28 protein-coding genes are annotated in these 26,299 nt (G+C 57.2%); 11 read left to right on the plus strand and 17 right to left on the minus strand.

Features of this window, described 5'->3' with window-relative positions:
- Positions 1 to 204 precede the first annotated feature (204 nt).
- Genes ACFFK0_RS22255 through ACFFK0_RS22265 form a run of 3 tightly spaced genes read left to right on the plus strand, consistent with a single transcriptional unit; the run spans position 205 to position 2,300 of the window.
- Positions 205 to 690 (plus strand): hypothetical protein, encoded by a 486-nt coding sequence (locus ACFFK0_RS22255; RefSeq protein ID WP_377472565.1) that lies wholly within the window; start codon positions 205 to 207, stop codon positions 688 to 690.
- A 30-nt stretch (positions 691 to 720) separates the two neighbouring features.
- Positions 721 to 1,719: an FAD:protein FMN transferase gene (locus ACFFK0_RS22260; RefSeq protein ID WP_377472566.1), complete on the plus strand. Its 999-nt coding sequence runs from the start codon at positions 721 to 723 to the stop codon at positions 1,717 to 1,719.
- 5 nt (positions 1,720 to 1,724) lie between these two features.
- Positions 1,725 to 2,300 (plus strand): ferric reductase-like transmembrane domain-containing protein, encoded by a 576-nt coding sequence (locus tag ACFFK0_RS22265; RefSeq protein ID WP_377472567.1) that lies wholly within the window; start codon positions 1,725 to 1,727, stop codon positions 2,298 to 2,300.
- 119 nt (positions 2,301 to 2,419) lie between these two features.
- Here ACFFK0_RS22265 and ACFFK0_RS22270 read toward each other — a convergent pair whose 3' ends face one another.
- Positions 2,420 to 2,740: an ArsR/SmtB family transcription factor gene (locus ACFFK0_RS22270; RefSeq protein ID WP_377472568.1), complete on the minus strand. Its 321-nt coding sequence runs from the start codon at positions 2,738 to 2,740 to the stop codon at positions 2,420 to 2,422.
- Between the two features lie 107 nt (positions 2,741 to 2,847).
- On the opposite strand from ACFFK0_RS22270, the gene ACFFK0_RS22275 reads away from it, so the two are divergent.
- On the plus strand, positions 2,848 to 3,198 hold the full coding sequence (locus ACFFK0_RS22275; RefSeq protein ID WP_377472569.1) for a hypothetical protein: 351 nt from the start codon (positions 2,848 to 2,850) through the stop codon (positions 3,196 to 3,198).
- Positions 3,199 to 3,236: 38 nt separating this feature from the next.
- On the opposite strand, the gene ACFFK0_RS22280 is transcribed toward ACFFK0_RS22275, so the two are convergent.
- A complete protein-coding gene (locus ACFFK0_RS22280; protein WP_377472570.1) occupies positions 3,237 to 3,362 on the minus strand; it encodes a hypothetical protein in 126 nt (41 codons plus the stop codon).
- Between the two features lie 205 nt (positions 3,363 to 3,567).
- Here ACFFK0_RS22280 and ACFFK0_RS22285 point away from each other — a divergent pair, with 205 nt between their 5' ends.
- On the plus strand, positions 3,568 to 4,698 hold the full coding sequence (locus ACFFK0_RS22285; protein WP_377472571.1) for a Vps62-related protein: 1,131 nt from the start codon (positions 3,568 to 3,570) through the stop codon (positions 4,696 to 4,698).
- A 59-nt stretch (positions 4,699 to 4,757) separates the two neighbouring features.
- Here the strand turns inward: ACFFK0_RS22285 and ACFFK0_RS22290 are convergent, their stop codons facing one another.
- The gene (locus tag ACFFK0_RS22290; RefSeq protein WP_377472572.1) at positions 4,758 to 5,921 is read right to left on the minus strand and encodes a trans-sulfuration enzyme family protein; all 1,164 of its coding nucleotides are present in this window, start codon (positions 5,919 to 5,921) and stop codon (positions 4,758 to 4,760) included.
- Positions 5,922 to 6,076: 155 nt separating this feature from the next.
- Between ACFFK0_RS22290 and ACFFK0_RS22295 the strand changes: the two genes are divergently transcribed.
- Positions 6,077 to 6,220 (plus strand): hypothetical protein, encoded by a 144-nt coding sequence (locus ACFFK0_RS22295; RefSeq protein ID WP_377472573.1) that lies wholly within the window; start codon positions 6,077 to 6,079, stop codon positions 6,218 to 6,220.
- Positions 6,221 to 6,396: 176 nt separating this feature from the next.
- Here ACFFK0_RS22295 and ACFFK0_RS22300 read toward each other — a convergent pair whose 3' ends face one another.
- The 10 genes from ACFFK0_RS22300 to ACFFK0_RS22345 all read right to left on the minus strand — a co-directional run bounded on the left by ACFFK0_RS22300 (position 6,397) and on the right by ACFFK0_RS22345 (position 14,110).
- Complete coding sequence (locus ACFFK0_RS22300; RefSeq protein ID WP_377472574.1) at positions 6,397 to 7,278, minus strand: hypothetical protein; 882 nt, start codon at positions 7,276 to 7,278, stop codon at positions 6,397 to 6,399.
- Positions 7,279 to 7,461: 183 nt separating this feature from the next.
- Entirely contained in the window at positions 7,462 to 7,584 is a 123-nt protein-coding gene (locus ACFFK0_RS22305; RefSeq protein ID WP_377472575.1) for a YjcZ family sporulation protein, read from the minus strand.
- A gap of 152 nt (positions 7,585 to 7,736) precedes the next feature.
- Positions 7,737 to 8,441 carry a polysaccharide deacetylase family protein gene (locus ACFFK0_RS22310; RefSeq protein WP_377472577.1) on the minus strand — a complete coding sequence of 235 codons (705 nt, stop codon included), beginning with the start codon at positions 8,439 to 8,441 and terminating at the stop codon, positions 7,737 to 7,739.
- 78 nt (positions 8,442 to 8,519) lie between these two features.
- Positions 8,520 to 9,194 carry a TVP38/TMEM64 family protein gene (locus ACFFK0_RS22315; RefSeq protein ID WP_377472578.1) on the minus strand — a complete coding sequence of 225 codons (675 nt, stop codon included), beginning with the start codon at positions 9,192 to 9,194 and terminating at the stop codon, positions 8,520 to 8,522.
- 24 nt (positions 9,195 to 9,218) lie between these two features.
- The gene (locus tag ACFFK0_RS22320; protein WP_377472579.1) at positions 9,219 to 10,358 is read right to left on the minus strand and encodes an MGDG synthase family glycosyltransferase; all 1,140 of its coding nucleotides are present in this window, start codon (positions 10,356 to 10,358) and stop codon (positions 9,219 to 9,221) included.
- A gap of 43 nt (positions 10,359 to 10,401) precedes the next feature.
- On the minus strand, positions 10,402 to 10,992 hold the full coding sequence (locus ACFFK0_RS22325) for a YkoP family protein (protein WP_377472580.1): 591 nt from the start codon (positions 10,990 to 10,992) through the stop codon (positions 10,402 to 10,404).
- Positions 10,993 to 11,090: 98 nt separating this feature from the next.
- Entirely contained in the window at positions 11,091 to 11,336 is a 246-nt protein-coding gene (locus ACFFK0_RS22330; RefSeq protein WP_377472581.1) for a hypothetical protein, read from the minus strand.
- Positions 11,336 to 12,424, minus strand: coding sequence for a sulfate permease (gene cysP, locus ACFFK0_RS22335; protein WP_512700678.1), 1,089 nt, complete (start codon positions 12,422 to 12,424; stop codon positions 11,336 to 11,338). Before cysP ends, ACFFK0_RS22330 begins: the two co-directional genes overlap by 1 nt.
- Positions 12,425 to 12,873: 449 nt before the next feature.
- Positions 12,874 to 13,089 carry a DUF2536 family protein gene (locus ACFFK0_RS22340; protein WP_377472582.1) on the minus strand — a complete coding sequence of 72 codons (216 nt, stop codon included), beginning with the start codon at positions 13,087 to 13,089 and terminating at the stop codon, positions 12,874 to 12,876.
- Between the two features lie 562 nt (positions 13,090 to 13,651).
- On the minus strand, positions 13,652 to 14,110 hold the full coding sequence (locus ACFFK0_RS22345) for an SRPBCC family protein (RefSeq protein ID WP_377472583.1): 459 nt from the start codon (positions 14,108 to 14,110) through the stop codon (positions 13,652 to 13,654).
- Positions 14,111 to 14,207: 97 nt separating this feature from the next.
- Here ACFFK0_RS22345 and ACFFK0_RS22350 point away from each other — a divergent pair, with 97 nt between their 5' ends.
- The 3 genes from ACFFK0_RS22350 to ACFFK0_RS22360 all read left to right on the plus strand — a co-directional run bounded on the left by ACFFK0_RS22350 (position 14,208) and on the right by ACFFK0_RS22360 (position 17,535).
- The gene (locus ACFFK0_RS22350) at positions 14,208 to 15,032 is read left to right on the plus strand and encodes an AraC family transcriptional regulator (protein ID WP_377472584.1); all 825 of its coding nucleotides are present in this window, start codon (positions 14,208 to 14,210) and stop codon (positions 15,030 to 15,032) included.
- Positions 15,025 to 15,972 carry a zinc dependent phospholipase C family protein gene (locus tag ACFFK0_RS22355; protein ID WP_377472585.1) on the plus strand — a complete coding sequence of 316 codons (948 nt, stop codon included), beginning with the start codon at positions 15,025 to 15,027 and terminating at the stop codon, positions 15,970 to 15,972. The genes ACFFK0_RS22350 and ACFFK0_RS22355 overlap by 8 nt, the downstream gene beginning before the upstream one ends.
- Positions 15,973 to 16,218: 246 nt before the next feature.
- Positions 16,219 to 17,535, plus strand: coding sequence for a DUF3231 family protein (locus ACFFK0_RS22360; protein ID WP_377472587.1), 1,317 nt, complete (start codon positions 16,219 to 16,221; stop codon positions 17,533 to 17,535).
- 33 nt (positions 17,536 to 17,568) lie between these two features.
- Here ACFFK0_RS22360 and ACFFK0_RS22365 read toward each other — a convergent pair whose 3' ends face one another.
- Both ACFFK0_RS22365 and ACFFK0_RS22370 read right to left on the minus strand, forming a co-directional pair.
- Positions 17,569 to 18,924, minus strand: coding sequence for an MFS transporter (locus ACFFK0_RS22365; protein WP_377472588.1), 1,356 nt, complete (start codon positions 18,922 to 18,924; stop codon positions 17,569 to 17,571).
- Positions 18,925 to 19,775: 851 nt separating this feature from the next.
- On the minus strand, positions 19,776 to 20,582 hold the full coding sequence (locus tag ACFFK0_RS22370; RefSeq protein WP_377472589.1) for a YheC/YheD family protein: 807 nt from the start codon (positions 20,580 to 20,582) through the stop codon (positions 19,776 to 19,778).
- Between the two features lie 146 nt (positions 20,583 to 20,728).
- Here ACFFK0_RS22370 and ACFFK0_RS22375 point away from each other — a divergent pair, with 146 nt between their 5' ends.
- Both ACFFK0_RS22375 and sbnA read left to right on the plus strand, forming a co-directional pair.
- On the plus strand, positions 20,729 to 21,973 hold the full coding sequence (locus ACFFK0_RS22375; protein ID WP_377472590.1) for a phenylacetate--CoA ligase family protein: 1,245 nt from the start codon (positions 20,729 to 20,731) through the stop codon (positions 21,971 to 21,973).
- A gap of 14 nt (positions 21,974 to 21,987) precedes the next feature.
- The gene (sbnA, locus tag ACFFK0_RS22380) at positions 21,988 to 22,941 is read left to right on the plus strand and encodes a 2,3-diaminopropionate biosynthesis protein SbnA (protein ID WP_377472591.1); all 954 of its coding nucleotides are present in this window, start codon (positions 21,988 to 21,990) and stop codon (positions 22,939 to 22,941) included.
- Between the two features lie 85 nt (positions 22,942 to 23,026).
- On the opposite strand, the gene ACFFK0_RS22385 is transcribed toward sbnA, so the two are convergent.
- The gene (locus ACFFK0_RS22385) at positions 23,027 to 25,162 is read right to left on the minus strand and encodes a right-handed parallel beta-helix repeat-containing protein (protein ID WP_377472592.1); all 2,136 of its coding nucleotides are present in this window, start codon (positions 25,160 to 25,162) and stop codon (positions 23,027 to 23,029) included.
- A 108-nt stretch (positions 25,163 to 25,270) separates the two neighbouring features.
- A complete protein-coding gene (locus tag ACFFK0_RS22390; RefSeq protein WP_377472593.1) occupies positions 25,271 to 26,245 on the minus strand; it encodes a sigma-70 family RNA polymerase sigma factor in 975 nt (324 codons plus the stop codon).
- Positions 26,246 to 26,299 lie beyond the last annotated feature (54 nt).

A 26,299-nucleotide genomic window follows, 5' to 3' on the forward strand; every position in this document is an offset into this window, starting at 1 on the left:
ATAATCAACGGTTGTCGTATATACGTAAGTATGCCTCGCCGTACTGAAACGCCGCTGAGCCCAGCCTGAACGCCCGCTGAATGTCTCTCGCAATGCGGCGCCCAGCTTTATTTTCAGCGAATCTTCAGCCCGCGGTCAAGGATGATTCAGCTACGGCATCCATAATGGAACCATAGCATGAACAAACAGGGGAGGCAAACACCGATGAAACGAAATCCATGGCTGAAATGGCAGATCGGCTCAGCGGCAGCGATCGGCATCGCCGTTCTATTTAACGAAGTGAAATCCAGCAGCGTTTATGCGAATGCGGTCGAGTCCCATGCCGGCACCGCAGCGAATGCGCCCCAGGCCGCCGTCCAGTCTACCGATCCGATTACGAACGGTGCCGGAACCGAAGGCAGCTTGGCGGCGCCTCGGCGCGAAGGCGGGCGGCGCCAGGCCGGCAGCATGCGGCATGGGGGGAGCGGGCAGGGCAGCGCCGGCGGCACAGCCCCGGCTGCTCCCGGCGACGGCAGCGTCACAAGCCCGGCGCCCGCAATGCCTGGTGACAGTGGCAGCACTAGCGGCAGCGGCCGTAGTAGCGGCAATGGCAGCAGCAGCGGGTCCACATTCCAGCAAGCTCCAAGCAGCCAGGACGCGCAGCCGGCCGTACCCGGCACAAGAACGCAAACGAGGACGACCAGATCGTAACAACCGCATCACGAAAGGAGGAACTACCCGATGATGGAACCCGATACAGATCACCAGCTTCGCTCCTTGTCGATCCGCGCCATGAACACGCACATCGAAGTGCTGTGCAGGACGGACGCAGAAACGATGAACCTCGTCCAAGAAACGGCGGACGATTGGTTCGCCCAAGTGGAGGAACGCTTCAGCCGGTTCTTGCCGGAGAGCGAGCTGCAGTTCCTGAACCTGCAAGCCGGCGAGCACTGCCTCGTATCTGATGTCATGTTCGAGGTGCTGCAGCTGGCCGAAGCGTACCGCCAGCAGACGAACGGCGCTTTTCATCCGCTGCTGCTTCATCCGCTCGAACGGCTTGGTTATAACGTCTCGTTCGAGCGGCTCCGGGAGCGGACGGAGTACCGGGTGCCTCCGGCACAAGATGCTGTGCAGCCTTCCGCCGGCATCGAGCTGAACACGGTAATGAAATCCGCCCGCCTTCCAAGAGGCACCCGCCTCGATCTGGGCGGCATCGTGAAGGGCTGGGCGGCCGGGAAGCTGGCCGGCTACTTGCGCGACCGGCTCGAGATCGGCGCCGGGGTCGTGAATGTCGGCGGAGATTTGGCCTCCTGGTGCCCCTCCGAGGATGAAGGCGAGCCGTGGTTTATCGGCATCGAGAACCCGTGGGAGCCGCACCGGGACACCGGCGTCCTGGCGCTTCGCAGCGGTGCTGCCGCAACATCGAGCACGTTGGGCCGCTCATGGACGACCGATCGGGGGATCATGCATCACCTGATCGATCCGCGAACAGGCATGTCCGCCGCCAGCCGCGTCGTCCAATGCACCGTTGCGGGCCCCGATGCGGCGGCATGCGAAGCTTGGTCGAAAGCGCTGTGCGTCCTTGGCCTTACGGAAGGGCTCCAGCTGATGCGAACCCGAACGCGGCAGTATGAGGCCGTCATCTTCACGGAAGACCGGCACATCATCGGCTTCGGCGATTCAAGCTCCTTCGGCGACAGATGGCTTCATATTCCTATCGATAAATTTGAAAGCAGGTGAACCTTATGCTCGACTGGCTGGCAAACGCACCTACGTGGTACATCATTCGCTATCTCGGCATCATCTCTTACATGTTGCTGACGGCCGGCCTATGTCTGGGTATCGTATACGGGTTTCCCCATTGGAACGGCAAAACCAAGGCCAGCCTGTACAAGCTTCATACCTGGCTCACGAACGGCGGCACTGCAATCGGACTGCTGCACGGCGTCGCGCCGGTCATCGATACGTACATGCCGTTCGACTGGAGCGGGGTGCTCATTCCGTTCACCGCCGCACACCGACCGGTGCTGACCGGGCTGGGCACTTTAGCGGGCTACGGACTGCTGATCCTGATCTTCACGTCGGATATCAAGACGCGCCTCGGCAAGAAGCTGTGGCTGGCCATTCATCTAAGCGCGTATCCGGTATTCGCGATGGCGTTCATTCACGGCTTTTTCCTTGGCACGGACTCGGCAAGCCCCGGCATTCGCATCATGTATGTGACTTCCATTGCCGCCGTGCTGGCCTTAACGGCCGCCCGCGGCCTCGCTCGCAGGAAGCCGCGGCAGGAGCTCATTTCCGCCGGAGGCAAGAGCCGCTGAGCCTGCAGGGTAAACAGCCCCTTAACGAACAAAAGTACATTCACATGAACCGTTCCGGACCTTGACGGCCGGCGACCCGTGTGGATGTACTTTTTCATTTCAACCATTATAGCTGGACTTCAGCAGCATGCGCCCGTTTTGCAAATCTGCTTCTCCAGCATCTCCTGCAAGGACGGCACGTGCCTCAGCACCTCGAGTACATAAGGCACATTCTCCGCCGCAAGGTGATAATACATCCATTGACCGCGCCGCTCCTCCCGGACTAACCCGCCGGACCGCAGCTTGCGCAGATGCTGGCTGATGGCAGGCTGAGACATGCCCAGCAGTTCAACAATATCGCAAACGCACAGCGAACGCTCGCGCAGCAGTCCAAGGATCGTCAGGCGCGTCTTGTCCCCGAGAAGCTTGAAGGTCTCGGCCATCTCATGTATACGATCCATATCGGCACCTCTTTTCATACATTCATTATAAAGAACAATCGGGCATGATAAAACTGTCCGTTCCCACACATACTGACGGTAACTGGCAGAAAGGAGTTGCAACCTATATGGAGCATCTTGTTTTAGGCCGGGTCGGCATCGCCATCCGGAATGAGGACGCCCGCGGCGAAGACATATACCGGATTTCCGGCGGTTGGCAGGACGCGGAAGCCACCCGGCAGCTGCTGGGGAGCCTCGAGGAACCGGAGCGCTATGCAGTCGATCAGGAGGAATCCGGCGTACATGTATATACGAAGCAGCCTGATGCCGCCGTTGACCTCGCTATGCTGCTGAACCGGCAGCAGGGCGTCTCCGTCAGCGAAGCCGATGCGGAGCAAGTCCGCGAACAGCTGATCCGCATGCAGCAAGGCACACAGCACTCGGACCCTGTTCCGCCGCAAGCCCTGCAGGAGCATTAACTTCCCCGCGAACAATCGTGCTTTCTCCCCATGCCGAGTCACGTTCGGCTCCCGCCAAGCTTCGTGACTCGACATGGGAACAGAGCAGCTACTCCGCCGCTTCCGTCCCCGGTATACTGAATATCGGCCCCGAGACCGGAATCCGCCAAGCTATGCAAGTTCACGTTCGCTCCTTGCGTAACCGTGCAAGCAAGATCCGCAAAGAAACTGCAGCTCCACCATCTTCCAGCTCTACACTTCACTCAGCAGCTCACGTTCCGATCCGGCATTCCGCCATCTCGGCCGCCCCGGAGATCAAGGGTTATTTTACCGGCGTCAGCACGCCCTAAGCCCCTCCGCTTCATCTTCAGCCTAGTAGGAGGTATTCGAATGTCGATGCTTCGTTTTCTGTCAAAGCGAGCGATCCCGCTCCTGCTTATTCCCGCCTTGGTCCTTGGCATCGCCGTCTTGCCCGCGAGCACGCCGTCCGTGCACGCCATGCTGCCCCGGGACGAGGGCGACTATCCGACGGATCCCGACGATCCGCCGCCGAAGACCCCTACGACAACCCCCGGCGACGCGGACCGGGACGGCATCCAGGACACTCTCGAGGACAGCCTGATGCTGAAATTCGCCCCGGTCGTCTCCTTGCACCGGGACGAAACAAGTCTGCCCGCCAATGTTGACTGGTATTTGAGCCGGGTGGCCCTGCGCTTTCATCACGATGGCGGATGCAGCGACGACGCCATCCTCGGGCTCGGCTCCGTCACGCAATCCAACCTGTCCCAGCAATCTCACAGCACGAAGGGAGGCTGGCCGTTCTGCTCTCATAACGACGACCTCGTACGCTCCAGTCAGTCGCGGAATACGTTCTCCGACGAAGGATTTTTCCTGCAGCCGCCGAATACGAACGGCTTCGACAGCACCGTTCATCGCGGCTCCTCGAATCCCGCGGATTGGAAAGCTTACGCTCACGTCAAGAAGAGCTCCTACTTGTCCGGAGGCTATGACATCCAGTACTGGTTCTTCTACCCTTATAACGATTCTCCGGAAGTAGCGGGCATCGACTTAAACCATGAGGGCGATTGGGAACATATTACGGTTACGGTTTACGGCAACGAGACGTTTCACTCCGCGTATTATGCAGCGCACGATAACGAAGGCAAGCGGTATGACAAGGCTCAGCTGATTTTCGCCAATCACAGCGGTACGGTCGGCTCCGATCAGCAGAAGCTGACCGGCGAATACACGCATCCTGTCGTCTATTCCGCGATCGGCTCGCATGCGAGCTATAACAACGTCGGAAGTCATTACCGGGGCACCGTGCTTCCTTCCGATCAGACGCTATGGGGCAAACAATGGGTAACGCGAAACAATGTCGTCAACGTCGGCGAAGCGGGATATCCGCTTAACAATCAGCGTTTTATCCTGTACGGCGGCTTGTGGGGCGAGCTCGGGGAAACAACCGCGTCCACCGGACCGAAGGGCCCTGCGTTCCAATCCTACTGGACGTCTTGGTAATATCGTGCGGCAAAACAAGCAGGCCGAGGTCTCAACCCCCGTTGAGTTCGGCCTTTCTCTTATTGTAAAGCTTGATTCAAGTCCTCCAGCAGCTCCTCCACCGGCTCCAGGCCCACGGAGATACGGATAAGCCCTTGCCCGATACCTTCCGCTGCGAGCTGTGCGGCATTATCTCCGTAATTCGGCGACATCGCCAAGCTCTCGTAGGAGCCCCAAGAGAAACCGATCCGGAACACCTTGAGCCGGTTCAGCACCTTCTTCACGGATTCGTAAGAAGCCTCCTTCAGCTCGAAGCCGAGCAGTCCCGTCGTCCAGCGCATCTGCTGCAAGCCCAGCTCATATTGAGGATGCGAATGCAGTCCGGGATAGCGGACGACAGCGACCGCCGGGTGATCCTCGAGGAACTGCGCCACCTTCATGCCGCCGTCGCGATGCGCCTGCAGCCGCACCGGAAGCGTCCGCAGTCCGCGCAGCAGCATCCGCGCCTCGAGCGGCGCGAGCGCGGCACCGAGCAGCAAATATTCATGATCGAACAGCTTCCGGATGAACGCTTCGCCGCCGATCACGGCGCCTCCGAGAAAATCGCTGTGACCGCCCATATACTTGGAGGCGGAATGAACGACGATATCGATGCCAAGCTCCAGCGGCTTCTGCAGCAGCGGCGTCGCCCACGTGTTATCGACGATCGTCGTGACCCGGCGCGACTTCGCAAGCTCCGCGACACGCCTCAAATCGACCAGCTCGAACGTCAGCGACGTCGGGCTTTCCATAACAATCACCTTGGTCCCGGGCTGAATCGTCCGTTCGATCTCATCGACGTTCGTCGTTCGGGTGATGGAATGCGTCACGCCGAACCGCTCGATATATGCGAGCAGCTTCTTCGTTTCCTCGTACAGATGACCGACGCCGATTACATGATCGCCGTTTTGCACGCAGCTGAGCAGCGCCGCCGCCATAGCCCCGATACCCGAAGCGAAACATTTGCAGCGCTCGCCCCGCTCCAGCATCGCCAGCTTCCGTTCTACGATCTGCACCGTCGGATTCGTGCCTCGCCAGTATACATAACGTTCGCTTTCATTGCGGTGCGCCTGAACGAATTCTTCGAACGTCGGGAACACAAAATGGGTGTTTTCGAAAATCGGCGGCACGCTCGCCCCCTCGTATCGCTCCGCATCCTCACCGCTATGCAAACAAATATGAATATCCTGCGACCATGCGTCCACGTCTAAAGGCCTCCCAAACTGATACAGTTATTCCTTTAGTTTTCGTCCATTTCGCGCAAATTATTCCATGCTACTCCCGTATAATCGAAGGATCGGCCGGGACAACCTAATGAAATCATGACGAAATGCTGCCGAGGAAGGAGGCTGGCGGAACGATGCCCAACGAGCAAATCACTCCGGAAACGGACGGTGACATCACAACGCTGTACGAGGATACCGGCGAACACGATCGGACCGGCGGTGTCATCGACACCACCGACCGGGTCGAAATCGGCAACCAGGAAGAAGAACAACCGTAACCGGTACAATGGCGCCGTCCCGAGTTGAACCAAGCTCGGAACGGCGCCATTTGCATCAAGCTGCATGCTGCGCCCGCCGTAAGCTTCGTATTGAAGCTGCTCCCGGGGGGCGGCTGCTTTCGGGGATTCCCCGCCGCAGGCGCCGTCGCTCGCCGGGTTTATCCCGGGAGCCGGCTTTAACGGCGGGATGTGCGGTTTGAAAGGTAGGTTTCTTTATCGTATGCGGCTGTAAGCCGGAGCCCTTCGGACGCGAGCCGGTACAATCGCACATCCGGCGACGAAACCGACATCGCTTCGAAGACACCTTCTTCCGTCACGGTGACGGAGTCCGCCTTCAGCGGTTCATTCAGTTCGGCTCGAAGCACGGCGCCGTCGACGTTCTGCTTGTACAATACGATAGCGGGGTTCGTTCCGCCGGAAGCGATAACTTCACGCTTTCCGTCCCCGTCGACGTCAAGCTCGGCGGCATGTCCTTCTTCAACAAGCAACTCCAGCTTGGGCGGCTGCCCCTCATCCCAAGCGATGTATCGGGTCACGGCAGCGGCGGCGCCTACGGCACCTCGGATTCGAATCATCCTCTTCCCGAACAAAGTGAGGCTATCCGCTTCGACACCCTCTAAATAGACGGAGCCGGCAACAGGCCCAAGCTCTGCCGCCATACCATCCTTAAGACTCAATACGCCGTATACATGGTCCTTATCTTCCGGATGTTCATACAAGTACACAGCTGCCCCCAGGCCCTCCAGCGTCAGCTCGCGCACCATCGCCACACCATGCTGAAGGTCGCTTGTGCGGGCAGGCGGCAAAGGTGCCGGAGAAGGAGCTTCGACCCAGCGGAGTGGAATTACGGATTCCGCGGTCGCCGGTTTGACTGGAGCTGCCGGTTGCTGCGGTACCGATGAAAGCGTTGCCGGTGATTCTGCCGGCGAAGTTAATGCTGCTGCCATCGGCGGGATCTCTTCCGGCCCCTTCCCATGTTCCGGCACAGCCGGAGAAGCTGCGCAGCCCGCCGCGAGAAGCAATATCAAATGCCATGTACAATGACGAAATCTCATCATGTATCGTCCTTTCAGGCGTATCCTGCTCTCCTCCAGACGTACAAATAAGGGGCAGGGTTGCACGTTCCGTTCATGCCCCAACCGGCTGCTGCGGACTGTCAATTTATGTATAGCTACACGAGGTTTCTGCATAGTAAAAGAAGGCCGGCAGAAGCCGGCCTTCCCAATTGGCGGCCATCTGGATTAGCACCAGAAAGTGCGGCTAACGATTACGAGCAGAATGAACAGAACCAGAATTGCTGCCGTCGAAGTGAAAACGCCACCGATACCTGCACCTGCTGCAGCTGCTGCCGTTGCGAATGCCATCGTGGAAGCCCCCTTTTCCTAAGGAAGTGCACTTACGATAACAATGTATGACGTCCGTTAATCGCTTGACTGGTCATCTGCCCGGTTAGGACGCATAAAACACCAAAAAACCGACCCATTCAGGTCGGTCTCTTCGCATGTATCGTATCGAATCAGGCCGGTTCAGCCAAATGCTCGTCAATCCGTTTAAACGCATAGCCTTGCTTGGACGCTTCCTCGAGAAACTCCCGCAGCGCTTGCAGCATGTGAGCCGGTGCGTCCCGATCGGCCCCGAACGTCTGCCCGCTGTCGTGCAGGACGATCACGTCGCCGTTCTTCAGCTTCTTCAGCAGCTGCTGCTTGATACGCTCCGACCCGCCGCGGCTAACCCAATCGCCGACAATAAGGGACCACAGTACGACGCGAAACTTCCGGAACAAGAAAAAATCGAACAAGTTGAACACGCCCCAAGGCGGCCGATAATGAATCGGCTTGACGCCGATGATCCGCTCGATCGTGCGAATCGAATCGCGCAGCTGGCCGCGTACCTTCCACGGGCTCATGAGCCCGTTCGTGTGGTGCACGTAGTTATGAACGCCGACCAGGTGTCCTTCCTGATGCATGCGCCGGATCAGCTCCGGATGCTTCTCCGCCTTAGAACCCAAGACGAAGAACGTGGCCTTCACGTTGTACTGCTGCAGCAGATCGAGCAGCTGCGGCGTGTACTGCGGGTCCGGTCCGTCATCGAACGTCAGCGCAACGCCTTGCTGGCCGCTCGCCTCTTTGTATGCACCCAAGCCGAACACGCGAATCAGAATAGTAGGAATAATGGTATAAATGCTTAGTACGATTAATGAAAAAAAGAATAAATCGTCCAAACCCCTCACTCCCTTCATTAGCCCGCACACCGCGCCGCAAAGCGCTGCGGGCGGGGGCGGACTTCATTTTCACAAAGCTTAACCGGAGGCCTTCTGCTTCCGCTTCTTGGCCATCCAATTGATTGCGCCGAGCACGAGGAAGATCGCGCCGCCGATCGCTCCCCAAATCAGCGAGCCGTGCCGAAGCCCCTCGAACAGCCCCGCGAATGCGATCGTGTACGGAATGAGGCCGACTGCCGACGTCCACGTGTACGTCCACATGTTGACCTTCAGCAGTCCCGCGGCATAATTGACAAAATGATACGGCACCAGCGGCAGGAACCGGATGATCAGCAGCCCGAGCGTCTCCCGCTTGTGGAGCCACTCTTCGACTTTGATTTTGTATGGTTCCAGCATGTCTCCGAAGAGAGGCTTCGCCAGCCACTTGCTCAAATACAACCCGCCGAGCGCTCCGATTACGCCCCCGATGAACGAATAGAAGCCGCCCCATAACGGTCCGTAAATTTCCATGAGAGCAATAGTCGTGAACTCGCCGGGCACCGGCAGCACATTGACCAGCGCCTGTACGGCAATACCGACGACGATGCCCGTCAGCCCGTAATCCCGAATTAAAGCCATAAGCCGCTGTGCTTCCCCGATATGAAGCAAATATGCATAATACACACAGGACCCTATAATCAACAGCAGCCCGATCCCGCTGATCCAGCGTAAATTGCGCTGCTTCGGCACTTCCATTCCCTTCACCTCAATCATAGGTTCCCTAAGCGCCCATGCGCTTTATACCGATGCCAGCTTCTCCCTCTCCAAGGACACCATGGACAGCACGTCCTTCACGATCAGGTCGGCCGCATCGCCCTTATGGACCGCGGCCATCCGGGATTTCATCCCATACGCCACGGCCGAGTCCGAAAGGAAGCGATGCAGCTGCTCCTCCAGCTCATGGATGTTCGCCGCCACATGGGCCATCCCCATCTCGGCAAAATACTTCGCGTTCTCCTTCTCCTGGCCGGCGAACGGCTTATAAATGAACACCGGCAGCTTCAGCGCCAGCGCCTCCGACAGCGTAATGCCTCCCGCCTTCGTAACTATGCAGGTGGAGAGCGCCATCAGCTCGTGAATATGCTCCACATAGCCGAATACATGAACGCCTTCATTGCCGGCGAACAGCTGCTTCAGCTTATTTTCCATCTTTTGGTTGCGCCCGCAGACGATCGCAACGTCGCAATGGTCCTGATGCCGCAGCCTGTCGGCCAGCTCCTCGATATGATGAAGCACACCGTACGAGCCGGCCGATATGAGCACAAGCCGCTTGGACGGGTTCCAGCCCGGGAGGTACCGGCAGCCGGAAGCACTCGCTTCCAGAAACGCCGGCCGAATCGGAATGCCCGTTACTTTAACCCGCTCTGCCGTCGCCGCCCGCTTGAGCAGCAGCTCGGTCTTCAGCTCTTCCGTCGCCACGTAGTAGCGATCCGTATCGGGATGCGTCCAGCGCATGTGCAGTGCGTAATCCGTAATGACTACGCAAGCCGGAATCCCGAGCTCGCGCCCGATATCCGCAGCCGCGCCGAACGGGAACGTGGAGATGATGACGTCCGGGCGGGTCTGCTCGATGAGCGCCTTCAGCTTTCTTTTGCCAAGATAATTGAAATATTTGCCGATCGAGCCGTCCGTCCGCGTATCCCGCGTGACATAATAGCTCCACCCGTAATAGTCGAGGCCGTATTGCGAAGTTACCGTGCTCTTCAAATACAGCTTGGTCGAAATCGAATTGAGCAGCGGATGCGCTTCCTTCATCAAATCGACGATCTGCACGTTCTTAATCCCATATTGTGCGAGCCGCTGTTTCAGTGCATTGGATACTTGAAGATGGCCGTCCCCGTAACTTGCTGTCAGAATCATGACGTGTGGATTCCACACGGGCAATCCTCCCTTGTCTCAGTAAGAATGGCATTCCTTGCAACTATCTACGCACATGCTCGTTCTTTTGTTGCATCAATTGCTTCGCGGAGATAGCGAGCAGTTTCGGCTCGAAGCGCACCTTGCTCGTCTGCGACCGCTCTTTGCCTTCCGGATGAATAACATACAATAAGGCCGTTAAATATATCTGGGTCATCATGCGAAACATACCCGCCGGCAAATCCAGCACGGTAAAGCCGAGCCGCTGCGTCCCCCGGTGAATCATCGTAATGCCGTAGACACCCTTCGCGCCGGCAAACTCCGGCTCCGTCTCCATTCTCTCGGCAATGACGGGCAAAATATGCTTCGTATCGTGAATGAGTCGGGCCGCCAGCTGTACGATCGAAGGCAGCTCGACGCCCAAACCGACCAGCATCCGATTGTTGAAGTGGAGCTCAACCACCTTATCGCCCGAAACGATCCGTTCATGATCGGGAAAAACGATATCCTGCCCCTTATACTTACATACCCGATAATAAAACAACGGACTCGCCGAATCGATAGGCTTTACTCCAAACCATGTATGGAACAAGCGCTCCCATGTCAGCCACGCCCCTACCATCCATCGTTTGCGTCTGCTCAGCTTGACGTGCATGTCCGTTCCCATCCTCTTCGAAGGTATTCGCCAGTGCAAGCATCCAACACGACTATTATATCTGTATTTAACGCTGAAAGGAATTCATTCCCTTAATCTTAAGAAAATGATAAGATAAGCTCCTGTTCGAAGCTTTCTCCACAAAGCATGACCCTGCGCAAGAAGAAGCTAACCACGCCAAGCAGAGCGAGTATTTCGCCAAGCGAAATGTTGAAGCTCTGAAGCGGTAAGATACGCTCTTTGACCCGGAGCCTTTCCACAGACAAATAACGCCCCGGCCCAGGCGGCCGGAGCGTCATTAAAGGCACTGCGTATATCGCGATTCCTTCATCGGCTTGCTGCATTAAATACCGGCGCCCTCTTCGTTGAAGGAGCGCTTCTCCGCCTGCTCGGAATCGTACAGACTCTTCAGGCCGATCAGCGAAACGAGCACGCCGACCATGACGACGATCAAATACGGAGCCGGTTCGACGAGCAGCTTCACAAGAGTGAAGGAGACGACCATCGAAAGCAGCGGGGAAACGAGCCATACCTTCAAGATCTTCGTCACGATCCCCTTCTGCCACAGCCGGAACCCGTGATCCGCCGATCCGATGCCGAGTATCGCCGTTGTCGTAATCTGCGTCAGCGGAACCGGCATGCCGAGCAGCGAGGAAATAATGACAAGCGTTCCTCCGGTACCGGAAATCGTAATGCCTTGCAGCAGCGACATCTTTGTAATCTTCTTCCCGTTCGTCTCCAGCACCCGGCCGCCCAGCAGCAGCGCACCGGCCGCTACGAACAAGCCGCCCCAGAACACGCCGCTGCCGGTACCCATCAGGCCGGCGCCGACAAGCGGTCCGACGGCGTTCGCTACGTTGTTCATCCCCGCGGAGAACGCTTCCGTAAAGCCGGCAAGCGCCACAAGCAGCATTAACGCCTTCGTCCACCAGCCTTTCCCTTCGCCCCTCCATTTCGGGTTGCTGCGTTCCAGGCGGCGAATGATGCAGCCCGCTCCCCAGGCGAAGAGGAAGGCGATCACCGGCAGGATGAACCAGAACGATACGATGACGAGAAGCTTGCTGACAAACAGCTTCTCATAGGCAACCCCTACGCCAACGACGGCGCCGACGGTCACCTCGCTGGTTGACAGCGGAATGCCGAGCAGGTTGGCCCCGAACAACGTGATCGTAGACGACAGCAAAATAATGATGACGAGATGCACCGTCAGCAAGGACGAAGGGATAATTCCCGACCCCAGCGTCTTGACCACCTCGCCGCCGCCCAAATAAGCGCCCAAGAACACACCTGCGGCCACAATGCATAAAGCGACAAGCTTGCTCTTAATCGCACCGCTGCCGTAAGCGACGCCCATCGAAGCGGCGGCACCGCTGGCGCCGATGTTCATGGCGAAGAACAGCGCAATGGCTATCGCAATCCAAGTCTCCCACACAGCTCCTTCAACCTCTCTCTCTACCCAATTGTATATCCTCATTCTACTCCGAAATCCCCACAATGACCATAGGATAACCTTGATTTTATTTCAAAATCTTATTTAGTCGGTAAAATCGCTGGTCTTGCGTATAGGGAGAAGCGTGATATCGGTCTATCTCGGTAACAGTATATTCCGTTTTGGCAGCAACGTAACTGTTCTGCCCAAATTCACTGGGGAGAGTGCCGGGGGTTCGGAGGGATCGCGTGCATGGGGGCGGCCTTGGTGTGCCGACCGAGAAAGGTGCGTGGGATGTAAGGCGCTGACCGTAAGAACTTTGGGGAGGTGGAGGTTAGCAGGTGACCGTGAGCGGCCAGTGCAGCGGAGTCGACTGACCGCAGGCGGTAGTGTTCTGAACGCGGATGGAGCATGAAGCGTGAAGCCGGCTGCCCGTCAGTCGCCCATGTATATCAGGTTGATGTCTTCAGCTGAAAATGGACGAGCGCCGTATACAGCAGCTTGCTCCGGTTCGGGTCAAACGTGACTTGGTGCTGGACGGATTTGACCTCCAGCAGGAGCGCTTTGTTTTTGTCGATCTGCTCTTCGATGATCCGCTCCAATGATTTGATATCATACGCCTCGTACAGCTCGATTTTCGTTTCCAGCTTGTCCAGGATAAAATCCATGTGGCGATCGCTCCTTATGACTTAATATGGAATGCATTATAGCACAAAGAGCCGTTCATGCTCGAAAATCAAATGTTCAATAGTGAAAGGACGATTGCATACCGGACAACGACCCGACAGTTGAAAATGCCGCAGCTTACTCTGGTTCGCCCCCGCCTCATCTCCGCCATCTTTCTTCAGTAAAACACCTGCTATGCTATGCGGAATTTCTCCGGCTAATTGCAATAGAAACGTCGGTTTTTTCCATCTTAAATGGAAAACCTCCGCCTAAAATTGCGTCAATTGACGGAAATCGTAGATTGGGCCGAAGTTAGGGGGAGTTTTTCCGTCTAGATGCCTCATTTCGGTTTTTTTGCCTGTAATTAGAGGGAGCATTTCCAGCTAGTCCACGGCCATTCCCCTCGTGCACGACAAGAGCAAGTCCCGGTTGCCTTTCCTCCGCCTTGCCCCCGCTCCATACCGCTCCGCGCCCGGAAACAAAATTCAACACCATCTTCAGTCCATTGTAATAGGGCAACAAAAAAACAGCCAGACGGTTCATCCCCGCCCAGCCGTTTTCCCCCTACCATCCAAAATCCAGCGTCTTGCCTGTTTCGCACAGCGTCTTGATATTGCTCAATATCATCCACCAATGCTTCTCGGCGTTCTCGTACGAGGCGTTGTCCGGCGACCACTGATCGTTCACCAGCGTCAGCTTCGTGCAGCCGCCCATCGTCTCCAGCGTGTATGTAATGCGCGACGTACGCGTTTCGTGGTCGGCAGCGTATGTTGCCCCCGGGTGCTCGGTCATGCTCAGCAGCTTGTTCGGCTCATAAGCGAGGATTGTGCCGTACACATGGACGACATCCGGCCCCTCCGCGCCCGGTCCGATATATTCATACGGAGCGCCCGCCTCGAAAGTGGAATGAATGACGCTGCCGAAGAACGTCTGCCGCGTACCTTCCGGCGAGACGAGAGCGTTCCAGACGGTTTCCGGCGCCGCTCCGATATAGAATTCATACTTCAAATCCCTCTGCTCCATAATTCGCGCTCCTTGTCCCTGCGGATGTGATAGTATTACTATAGCAGCCCGAGACGGAAACATATTGTAAAAACGCGACAATAGGAGCGTGAACATTGTGCATGCAAGCTCCCCTATGCCCAGCATGGGCGTACTGAAGCTGGCCGGCAGCGGGGACCGGTTTCAATTGAGCCGTGTCGCCCCTTCCCCGGAAGCAGGCCGATTCGTCCTGCATTACTGGATCGTGCGTTGGAACATTCCCGAGCCGTTCACCCATCGGCAGGAGGTCGTCCCGAACCCCTGTGTCAACCTCGTCGTCGAGCCGGGCCGAACGTTGATTTATGGCGCGGCGAAGGCCAAATATGCGAAGGAGCTTACCGGTCAAGGCTGCGTCTTCGGCGTCAAGTTCAGGCCGGGCGGCTTCTATCCGTTCTTCGGCAAACCGATGGACAGCCTGGCGGAGCGGCCGATACCGGTGTCGAACGTATTCCCGGCGGCCGGCGCCGCCCTAGAGGCCGATCTGCTGACGATGAACGATGACAATCGAATGGCGGCCTATATGGAGAACATTATTGTTCAGAGATTACCGAAGCCGGACGATAACGTCGAGCTCATTCATCAAATCATCGAGCAAGTCAAGGCCGATCACGGCCTCACGAAGGTCGATGAGCTTTGCGAGCGCTTCTTCATCCATAAGCGCAAGCTGCAGCGGCTCTTCGAGCAGTATGTCGGCGTCAGTCCCAAGTGGATCATACGGCTCTACCGGCTGCAGAACGCAGCCGAGCTGATCGATCGGGGCGAAACGCACGATTGGCTGCGGCTGTCGATGGATTTGGGGTATCATGATCAGGCTCATTTTATTAAGGAGTTTAAAGCGGTTATTGGTAAGACGCCCGAGGAATACATGAGGCAGCCGGCTGGAGGGCAAGCAAGCCATGCCTAATTTGTGGACGCACGTATTGTTCGGGGAAGCGCTGGCCGGGCGGCTCGGCTTCCGGCTCGATCTGGAGGCGGCGGGGCAGCTGAACTTGTACCGCCTTGGCTGCCAGGGACCGGACCTGCTGTTCTTCCACCGCTTCCTGCCGTGGCAGCGCGGCTCGATGACGCAGCTGGGCAGCGCTATGCACGAGCGGCATTGCGGGCCGGTGCTGATGGATTTCGCCGACAAAGCCCGGGAGCATGGAGCGGATTCGGCTCTGGCGCGCTATGTGCTCGGCTTCTTCACCCACCATGTGCTGGACCGGACGATGCATCCGTATGTGTTTTACCGCAGCGGATATCGAAAATGGGATCACCAGCGGTTCGAAGTCGCAATGGACACGCTGCTCGTGCACCGTATGCGGGGGATCGAAACGTGGCGCTTTCCGGCCTGGAAGCTCATCTACAACGGCCCTTCGCTGCCGGACAGCGTAACGGATATGCTGGCGGCGACGGCGTCCGCTTATTATCCCGAGTTAACGGGCCCCTACGACAGCTCGGATTGGCAGCAGGCATACCTCGATATGGTGCGAGCACATCGGCTGTTCCACGACCCGTCCGGCCTGAAGACGCTGCTGACGCTCGGCCGCATCGCCCCGCTCGCCTACAAGCGCCGCCCGCCCGCCGCAGACTTCCTCAACGAAGCCCGGCGCGAATGGCGTCATCCGTCGGATATGGCCGTCGTCTCTACGGCTTCCATCATGGATATGTGGGACGACGCGATGGCGGAGGGCGAGCACATTTTGCGGACGGCTTTGTCTTATTGGACCGTGAAGCATCCTGCCGCCGCGGAAGAGGCCCGCCGCGAACTGGCCGGGCTCATCGGCAACCGCACGTACGACAGCGGCCTGCCCTGTGAGGAGCCGCTGCCGCTGCAGTATGCGGACCCGATTTTTGTAAGGTGAGATATTGGGTAGAAGGAAAGCCTGCCACTGTGCAGGCTTTTGTGTTAAGCTGGGTTTCCCTTGCGCGATCGCTGAATTCGGTCGTATGAACAAAGTCCCCCCGCATTTCGCATGATGCCGCTGCCGACTATTCAGCCCGTCCACTAGCAACACCTCTAAATTTGTCCAATTGATGCGTATAGTCCTCAGAAAATACCGCAAAATACCCGAAACGAACGAAAAAGGCTGCGATTTGGAGGGAACGCTTTGCATCATGCAACGGCTAGCCTAACTAATGCTGAATTAGCTGAGCGTGTTGACCGATTCTTGTGCCAAATAAAACAAAACCAGCTCCAACTATCGGAAGTCAGTGCAAAACTTATTCACGATAAGAGCCTTGCCGGGACCAGCGATTCCGAAATCCATACATTACTGAGCCATATGATCGACGAAGCAACCCGACATCATATGGCCGTCTCGGAAGTACCCGAGCTATTGACCCGTTTCATCGAGCTGACATCGACATCCGGCATTTCGAATTCCGAACTAGAATCAGCCCTGACCCGAATCATGAACAGCACCAAGAGCATACCGTTTACTGCCGCGGAAGTATCCGCTCTTTGGCACCAGTATTTAAGCGACAGTATGGCTATATATGTATATAAATATTTTCTGAACATCATTGAAGACGAACAAATACAATCCATTCTGGAGTCCGCATTACAGTTCGCCGAGAGCCATATCAAGAAAATCACCGGATTCCTGAACGCAAATGATTTTGAAATACCGCTAGGATTTACGGAGAAGGATGTGAATCTGACTGCCCCTCGTTTGTTTTCCGACCGGTTCATGCTGTACTACTCAAATGTGATGACCATCCATGGGCTAACCGCCTATAGCTTGGCTTTTACAAACTCGGCACGGCGGGATATTCAAGATCATTTTTTCAATTGCATAGCGGAATCTAAAGAGCTGTTCCAAAAGATCGATGATCTGGCCAAACATCAGCCGGAATTTTCAAGTGTTCCATCCGTTCCATCGCCCCATGGGATCGAATTCGTAGATTCCACGGGATTCCTGTCAAATTTAGTTGGAGACAAGAGACCGTTGAATGCTTCCGAGATCACGAATCTTTTCTTTAATTCAAAGAAAACGGGGTTTGTCAGGTCGCTGAGTCTGGCTTTCAGTCAAGTGGCAGAGTCGGAAGAGGTTCGTAAGTTTATGTTGAAAAACGTGAAATTAGCGGGGAAGGACGCAGAATCCCTTAACGCTATCCTGCAACAGGACAACTTGCCCACCCCCAGAAGCTGGGATTCCGATATCACCGATTCCACCGTTGGCCCGTTCTCCGACAAATTGATGATGTTTCACGCAGCGCTATTAGTAAACGCGGCTCTATCTTATTATGGTGCTGCATTAGGCTCCAGCTTAAGATCGGACATCATTCTCAACTACAAAGGCGTATTCAACCATGCGATGCAGGCCGGCGCTTTATGTTACAACATTCTGGTTAATCATGGTTGGATGGAAAAACAGCCGGAAGCGATCGACAGAACCTCCCTGGTCCAAGGCGCAAAGGCCTGAGACCTTGGCCCTCGTTAAACCATCCGCGCCGCATTAATGCCCCCGCTGTGCCTCCAGCTCCACGCGAAGCTTCTCCACCCGTTCCTTCGACAAGTTGTACACCGCGACCAGCAGCACGATCATCACCAGGCTGCCGGCGGCGGGAACGATCGTGATCACCTGCTTGATGCGGTCCGCGACTTCCGGCGTCTGCTCGGAAAGCCCCTGCACGTAGCCGATGGCGCCGAGCGCGAAGCCGGCCAGCCCGCCGGACAACGCTTGGCCCAGCTTGCGGGCGAAGGAGTACACCGAATAGACCGTCCCCTCTTGGCGTTTGCCGATCAAATGTTCATGGTAATCAATGATATCGGCTACCAGCGCCCAAGTTAGCATCGTAATGTATCCAAGACCGATCAGCGACACGAATTGAAACGCCAGATATACCCAAGGGCTGACAACCGGCAAAGAAAACAGCAGCAGATTGCTGACGAACGTCAAGACGAGCGCCCCGGCCGCTACTTCCTTCTTCCCGAAGCGGGCTACGAGCGGTTTCATCGTCGGCAGCAGAACGAGCGTAACCGGCAGAACGATCAAGGTCATCCAGCTGAGCAGCTCGCCGTTCTTGAAATAGTCCTTGAATAAATACGGGTTCAGCGACGCCATCAGGAAATTGACGGTCAGCATGATGATCGACACGATGACGAAAGCGATGAGCGACCGGTTCCTCAGCATGCCGCGGACCGTCTCCCCCCAGTCCACCTGGGGTGCCTCATCGTTGCCGACGGTGATCCTTTCGGTCGTTAATTTATAGCTCAAATAGTAGAAAACCACGCTGAGCACCGCAAATATCAACGCCGCCGTCAGGAAGCCCCCCGCTTGCGGTACGTTGTTGGCGTCAAAGATCAGTTTCGGCACGGTGATAGCGATAACGATATTTGCAAGAGCTGCGCCAAGCGTTCGATAAGTCGACAGAGACGTGCGTTCGAGCGGATTGCTCGTAATGGCGGACGCGAGCGATCCGTATGGGATGTTGACGCAGGAATATAAAGTGCCGTAGGCCATGTAAGTGAGGTATGCGTAAACAAGCGCCATTTGCTCCGACATCGATGGGAAATATGTGAAGCACAGCACCCCGAGCACGGCGATCGGAACGGAGAAACGAATCAAATAGGGCCTGAATTTCCCCTTGGGCGACGGCTTTCTCGTATCGATAAACGCACCGATCGCCACATCGCAAAGTGCGTCCCAGAGCCGTACGACCAGGAACATCACCCCGATTGCCTGCCCGTTAATGCCCATAATATCCGTATAAAACAGCATCAGATAAGTAGCCATATAGACGAAAATCAAATCGTTCGCCAAATCCCCGAACATGTATCCGATTCGATCTCTATTTCCGAAAGGTCTCATCGTGCGCCCCCACTAATCAATTCGAATCGCTGAGCATTCTTCCGCTGCCTCTCCATCCGCATTCATAATTGTAAGTGATCCGGTATGGATTAGGCAAAATTTACTTTTCCGGCTCGCGACGACAGCTTGCTATCAGCTTATGCCCGAGTTTACGGAAACAGAAAAATATATCGAATTTTCAAACAGATGCAGGAGCCGCCGTCAAGGCCTCCGGGGAGCAGGCGAAACAGGCGCAGAAGAAGGCCGACCCTGACTGGGCCGCTCGCCGCACTAACCCAACAATGAAAGCCTGAACGGCATTCGCAAACGATCTATATCGTGTTCCGAAGAGATGTGCCTCTCGCTAAAATAGCGGATTTTCACGGCGTAATTTCTATGAAAAAGCCTAGGTTCGCCGGTATAGCGGTCTGTGGGGGCCTAATTATTTGTAAAACGCTCTAAATCGCTCACATTTGGCCGCACGGTGCGGAATTAACTCCCTCAAAACCCGCTATTCCCGAGGATGGATTGGATCGCTGCAAAATAGCTCCTTCAAAGTCTGCTATGTACGAGAAGCCCATTCGAAGGGGACTTGTCCGTTCGTCCGGCGCCGGCGGCCGAAGCCCCCGTAAGCCAGACGACACGCCATCCCCCCCTGCGAAGCGCAGACAAAACACCGACCGCGCAAGTGGACGTGCCGGTTGATGCGGCGCACCACGTACGGTCGGCGAAACGGCCGGCACGCCCCCCACCCGCGCAGCACACGCAAAACACCCTGCCGCGTTAACGGCCGAGCTGCTTCATGCGGCGCACCACCGAACGGTCGGGCGGGGGCCGGTACGCTCGGCCCCGCCCGACCTCGAGCCGATGCGCTATCTTCCGCGCCGTGCCTTGGTGCAGCGCAGGTCATATACTCTGCCGTGCAAGCGGCCGAGGCGGACGATACGCTGCAGCATCGAACGGTCGGCGATCTTGGTGAACGGGCACGGGTCCGGCCGCGTGTTCGCTTCCAGGATCCACGGCTTCAGTTCGCCATCGACAGCCAGATCAAGCCCAACTTCCCAGAGCTTGGGCAGGGAGCGCTTCAGCACCTTCGACGCAACCATGCCTACCCGGTTCATCTTCGTGACAGCCTTCGACTGCTTCCAGGACGGCGCAGAGCCCTTCAACAGCTGGTCTACCGTATAGATCGTTCCGCCTTGACTGCCGTTCGTTACAATTTTCCGGGGATGCGCCACTCTGCCGATTACGCCGGTCACTTCCCAGCGTCCGCGCTCATTGAGCTGCACCATCAGGCGGATGTCGAACGGCCGTCCCGCCCGCTTAAGCACATGAATCCCTTGCTGCACCAAATAAGATTCACCGCGAATCACTTTCCTTAGCGAAGCTGTCAGCTCCCGGAAGCTATTGAACACGAACCGTTTTTCCCCTAACTGGTAAGCGTATCGAATTTTCTTCGCATCCTGAAGGCGCTCGACCTTCATCACGCCGCGTCCCAACGATCCAAAGCAAGGCTTCACGTACACCATGCCATACCGCTGAAGCATCTCCCGCAAGCTCACCGCCGACAGCCGCCGGGTCTCCGGTACATACAAGGCGAGGCGTTTGTGGCTGCACATCATTTGCGTCTTTCCCCATTTGTCGTGATAAACTTTGCCCAGTTTTCGTTCCTTTTTCATAGCTCCTCCACTCGTTCCGTGATGCTCTATCCTACTGTAAAATCCCTCCATCCGTTCGGGCGGTTGTCCCTGACGCCGCTCCGAAGGGTCGAATATGAATGTGTTAGCGAGGATCAGTTTGTACATGGAATGAGGTGACAGGCACGTTGATTCATCCACCCCCACCGCAGCTGCAGCGAAAAATACGGGAAACGGTTCGCGTGTTTCCTTGGTACGGCGGCCTATTGCCGGCCGGAAAGATGGATTCGATTGCCCCGTCGCAGCTGACACTGGACGACTTGCCGCTGATGACGGCGCCGCTGCTGGAGAAGCATTACTACGCTTCGCCGCCACGCAGCGACACGGACGGCCCGCTCTCCGTATACCGGACATCCGGCACGAGCACCGGGATTCGCAAGTCGATCTATTACTCTGAAGAGGACGACCGCCATTATATCGACATCCGGACGCGTCTGTACGGCGACTGGCTGCAGTGCACCGCAAACTCTCTTCAAAGAGCGCTCGCCGATATGGGCACGGGGCATGCCGCCAGTACGGCGGTTACCATCTTCGAACGGCTGGGCCTCACAACGGAATCGCTCTCCTATGAGCTTCCGGTCGCGCGCCATATCGAACGGCTGGAAGCGTTCCGGCCGGATGTGCTGTACACGATGCCATCCATCCTGGACCGGATCGTACATGCTGCGTCCGACCCGGCCCGCTTCGGCATCCGCAAAATCATCCTGGTCGGCGAAATCGCCACCCCGGCCTGGCAGCGCGGCATCGCATCCGCATTCGGCATCGCCCCGGAGGATATCCTCGACACTTTCGGTTCGATCGAGATCGGCACGATTGCCGCCTATTCGCACGCTCACGGCAAATATTTGCTGGCGGAAGGGCTGCATGCGGAAGGCATTGCACCCGAACGGCTGGAGGAAGGCTTCGAGCCGCTTGCGGACAATGAACAGGTGCTTGTGCTGACGTCGTGGGTTCGGTCGTATTTTCCCGCCTTGCGGTTTGTGACGTATGACGTCGTTCGGGATTTGCAGACGATCGAGGTAGACGGCACGCCCCGGCAGGCGTTCACCTGCATTGCCAAACGGATCGGCCCCGAGCTGAAGCACGGCGAGAAAATCAGCATCTACGACATCGAGGCCGTCGTCGCCGCTCAGCTGCCGGATGCGCAAACCCGCGTACAGCTCCGGGACAATCGGCTGACCGTGCTGCTCCGCAGCTCTTCGCTGGAGAGCGCGATGCTGCCCGCGATCCGAACGGCTATCGAGCACAAAATACCGGAAATCGGCTCGATGATCGGCAGCGGAATTCTCGAGTCGATTGAGGTTCGTGCCGCCGACGAGGGCCATGAAGCATTTGCCCGTCCAACCGGCAAGAGCAAGAAACTTCACTATTGAAAGGTCGGGGAGCCGTGAACAACACTATTTTATCGATTATCGGCAACACCCCGCTCGTCCGGCTCACGACCATGTTCCGCCCCGACCTGCACGTCTACGCCAAGCTCGAGCTGCTCAATCCGGGCGGCAGCGCCAAGGATCGTCCCGCCATGCGCATCATTAGCGAAGCGTGGCGGGAGGGCAAGATAGGGCCGGGCTCGGTCGTCGTCGAGTCAAGCTCCGGCAACATGGCGATTAGTATGGCGTCGATCTGCGCCCGCTACGGCCTTCGTTTTATTTGCGTCATCGACCCGAAGACTTCGGCCTCCAACGTGCAGATTCTGAAATCGTTCGGCGCCGAGATCAGCCGGGTCGAAGAGCCGGATGCGGACACGGGCGAATTCCTGCCGGCCCGCCTGACACGGGTTCAAGAGCTGCTGGCGGCGATCCCGAACAGCTATTGGCCGAATCAGTACGGAAACGAAAACAATTATTTGGCTCATTATGAGGGCACCATGAAGGAGATCGTGCAGCAGCTCGGCAGCGTCGATTATGTATTCGGCGCCGTCAGCACATGCGGAACGATGCACGGCTGCGCCGCTTATGTGCGGGACCACCGTCTGTCGACGAAGCTGATCGCCGTGGATGCGGTGGGCAGCGTGATATTCGGAGGGAAGAAGGAGTTCCGCAGGTTTCCCGGCATCGGGGCCGGCATCGTCCCGCCGTTCGCGCAGACGCGCTTCATGGACCGGATCGTGAAAGTGTCCGACCGGGATATGGTTATCGGCTGCAGAAGGCTGGTGGCGGAGGAATCGATTCTCGCGGGACCCTCCAGCGGGGCGGTGGCGATGGCGCTTGCCCGGATCGAGCAGGAGCTGCCGGGCGGAGCGGTCTGTGTCGTTATCGTCCACGACCGCGGCGAACGGTATTTGGATACGGTGTATTGCGACGAGTGGGTGGAGCAGCAGTTCGGGGAACTGCCCTCCTAGCTCGGGGCGATCAAGCAAGAGCCGCCTACCGGCATACGGTAAGCGGCTCTTCGCGATTCCTGGGAAAACGGGAGCAACCGCAGCCCTATTCCGGCAGCTCTTGATTGCCTTTGCTCTTATCGTTCGGCTTCAGGTCCAGCTTGGCCTTGTGGAGCACATTGTTTTCCACCGTGTAGGCCGGCGCGCCGGCGCCCGCATAAATCGTCGAGATCCCTTTAGCCGCCAAATTGGACGTCATCGTATTGCCCTTGATCAGGGCGTAGCCGGTTTGATACGGCTCTGTTCGGCGCCAATAGCTGCCGATGCCGATCAGCTGCGTGTCCGCAGACGTTAAGCTGTTTGCGGTGATGGCGGAATTTTCGACAATGATGGACTTGGCGGAGCCGACCGAGATCGCTCCCGCGTTACCCAGCACGTCGAACCGCGAGCCGGTGATCTTCACATCCGCATCCTTATGATACACGCCGAGCCCGGTGCCGCTTCCCTTGAAGGAGCATTGGTTAAAGACGTAGCGGCCGGATTTGCCGATGCTCGGCTCACTGCGGCCTGGCGGCGCCGCCTCAAACACGCAGCTGTTATACGTTCCGCGCGGAAGATCGAGCCCGTACGCCGCATTGTAGCCGATCACCTTCAAATTATCGAAAATGCTTCCGTCCGCCACGCCCCCGCTCAAGCTGCGCAAGGTCGATTCGCCGATAATCGTGACGTCCCGCAAATGAACCGGCTGGTTCCAAATCGTCAGTCCCGAATCGCTCTTCTTGTTGTTCCGGATCGTAATATTCGAAGCGGATACGCCGAACGGCACCTTGGAGCTGATCGAGAACATAGCGTCCGTAAACGTCATATTGGTTACGCTGATATTCGGCCCTTCCAAATACGTGTACGAATCGATCATCCGGTTGCCGTCGAAGCTGACGTCGTGATAGGCGACGATCCGGGTACCGTCGAACGTATTGTTGTTCACTTTGGCTCCTGTGAACGGCGGCGATACGGCAAGGCCGATCGCCCCCTTCGAGCCGAGGCGGTTGCCTTCGACGACAGCGCCGCTGCCGTCATATAAGATGATGTCGTACGCCTTGTTGTTATAGAACTCGTTGTTTTGAATCGTAATATTTTTGTTGATATAGCCGTTATCGCCTGCGCCGCCCTCGACGTCGATGCCCGATTGCGGAGCCGTGCCGCTCTGGTCGTGAATGCGGTTATTCCGGATCAGCACGCCGTTGCCGCCGCCTACCGTAATCCCCTGCCGGCGGTTGAAGGCGAATTCCGAATGTTGAACGATGACGGAGCTGGACTGTACCTTGTTCCATATTTCCAGATAAGCCTGTTTCGTCTCCGCGGCTTTGAACACGAGGCTGAATTGCGCCGCCCCTGCCGGAATCGCAACATACTCTCCCTTGCGCTGTGCGGCCGCTGTAGATATGAAGGTGCCGTCCTCCTTGTAAAAGATCACATCGAAGGTCCATGGCAGGTGCTGAATATTGTCGATTACCATTTGCTTCGTCTCGGCGAAGGAAGGATGCGTAATCGGCCAATGCTTGGCAGTCCTCACCCGATCCGTCGCAGCGGTCTTTCTCCCGTTTCGGTCAATCGTCCCCAGCTCGAAATGATTCGGATACAAGTCTTGAAAATACGCATTGAACGCACCGACGGCAAGTCCGTCTCCGGTGAACTGCTCCGCCTTCACATTCTCGATCGTGATGCGCGAGGAGCCGGCCGTTATGATCCCGTAGCCGCCCTCGTGGGTTCCGGGTACCGTGTAATCATGCGAATTCCGGTCGCCTCGATACGTTCCGCCCCGCAGCACCGCATCGTGAACGAACCCTCCGACATACATCGTCTGGTAACCGGTGTAGCCGTTCGCTTCCTTCTGAATGACCGCTTGCGGATCAAGCTCGAGGGTCATATTGCTGACCATGTTGATGCGGGCATTCGGATCGGTGCCGCCCTTCCCTTTGGCGATCAGATAGGTGCCGGCCGGCACTTTGAATACGTTATAGCTCTGGCCGCTCGCCCATTGCAGCGCAGCGTTGAGACCGGCGGTAGTCTCCACAGGGTGCGTGCCGTCGTTGTAAACGCCCCATCGGGAGAGCTCCAGGCGGTACACCTTCTCTGCGAGCGGAAGCGGCTCGGCAGCGGATACCGGCAGCGCGGCTGCAAACAGCATGGCAGCGACCGCCAGAACGCGGAATACCCGGATGATGCGGCTGTTCTGCTTCATGCGGCAACCTCTCTTTACTGTAAAATAGGATCACCGAATTCGCCGACAAATAGAACACTATGAAATCGCCGGAAGTCTCAGACAATTTCATAGAATAGAATATCATATTCACACCGTTACATGTTGGTCATCCTCCGGTTCGGAATAGGGCCGCGCGTGCTGTCCAAGCTTATCCGGATTAAACACCGCGTAGATCCTGTCGATCCGCCCGCTGCCCTCGTTCCAATCGACGGCTACTACCGCAAGCAGCTTGCCTTCCTTGTAAAACAACAGCTCTTCCCGGCCGCTGACCGGCCGGATGACAGCTTCGGCTGCGTCGAGCTTGCGTCCGGAAATGACGTCCAGCAGCGTCGTTACGCGCACCCTGCCCAAGATCGGCTTGACCGCCGCACGGACCTTTCCGCCCCCGTCGGTCACGAGCACGGCGTCCTCGCTCAGCATCGCCAGCATCGCGGTGACGTCTCTGCGCCGGAACGCTTCCACGAACCGCTCCAGCTCCTGCCGCCGCTGCCGCGGTACGGCCCCCTCCCGGTCCCCCGGGGGCTCCTGCTTCGACTGCATCCTCTCGCCTTCTGGCCGCAGCTTCTTCTTGGCGATGCTGTACAGCTTCCGTGCGTAAACGTCCGTCTTGCCGAGCATCCCCCCAATCTCCGCATAATCGAAACCGTAGGCTGTCCTCAGCACGAAGACCGCCCGCTCCGTCGGGGAGAGGCGGTCCAGGAGGACGAGGAACGCATACGACATCGCTTCGTTATGCTCGGCTGCGGCAGCCGGCTCTTCGGCTTCACCGACAAGCGGCTCCGGCAGCCACTGCCCGAAATAATCCCGGCGGCGGCGGTTCGCGGACTTCAGCTCATTCAAACAGCGGTTCACCACCAGCTTACTCAGATACGCCTTCATGTTGGCGACCCGGTCGAGCCGCCCGGGCATTGACTGTACGGCGGCGAAAGCCTCTTGAACGATGTCCTCCGCATCGGCGACCGTGCCGAGCATCCGATAAGCGATCGAGAACATCAGCGGCCGATACGCGATGTACAGCTGCTCAGTTGCTGAGGCGGCATGATCACTTGCCGGCTGCTTCATTTCGCGTTCCTCCCTGCAACAGATCTTTTAACTATCAGTTTACACCGATCTGTC

Origin of the sequence: Paenibacillus chartarius (assembly GCF_042432825.1) — a bacterium.
Lineage (GTDB): Bacteria > Bacillota > Bacilli > Paenibacillales > NBRC-103111 > Gordoniibacillus > Gordoniibacillus chartarius.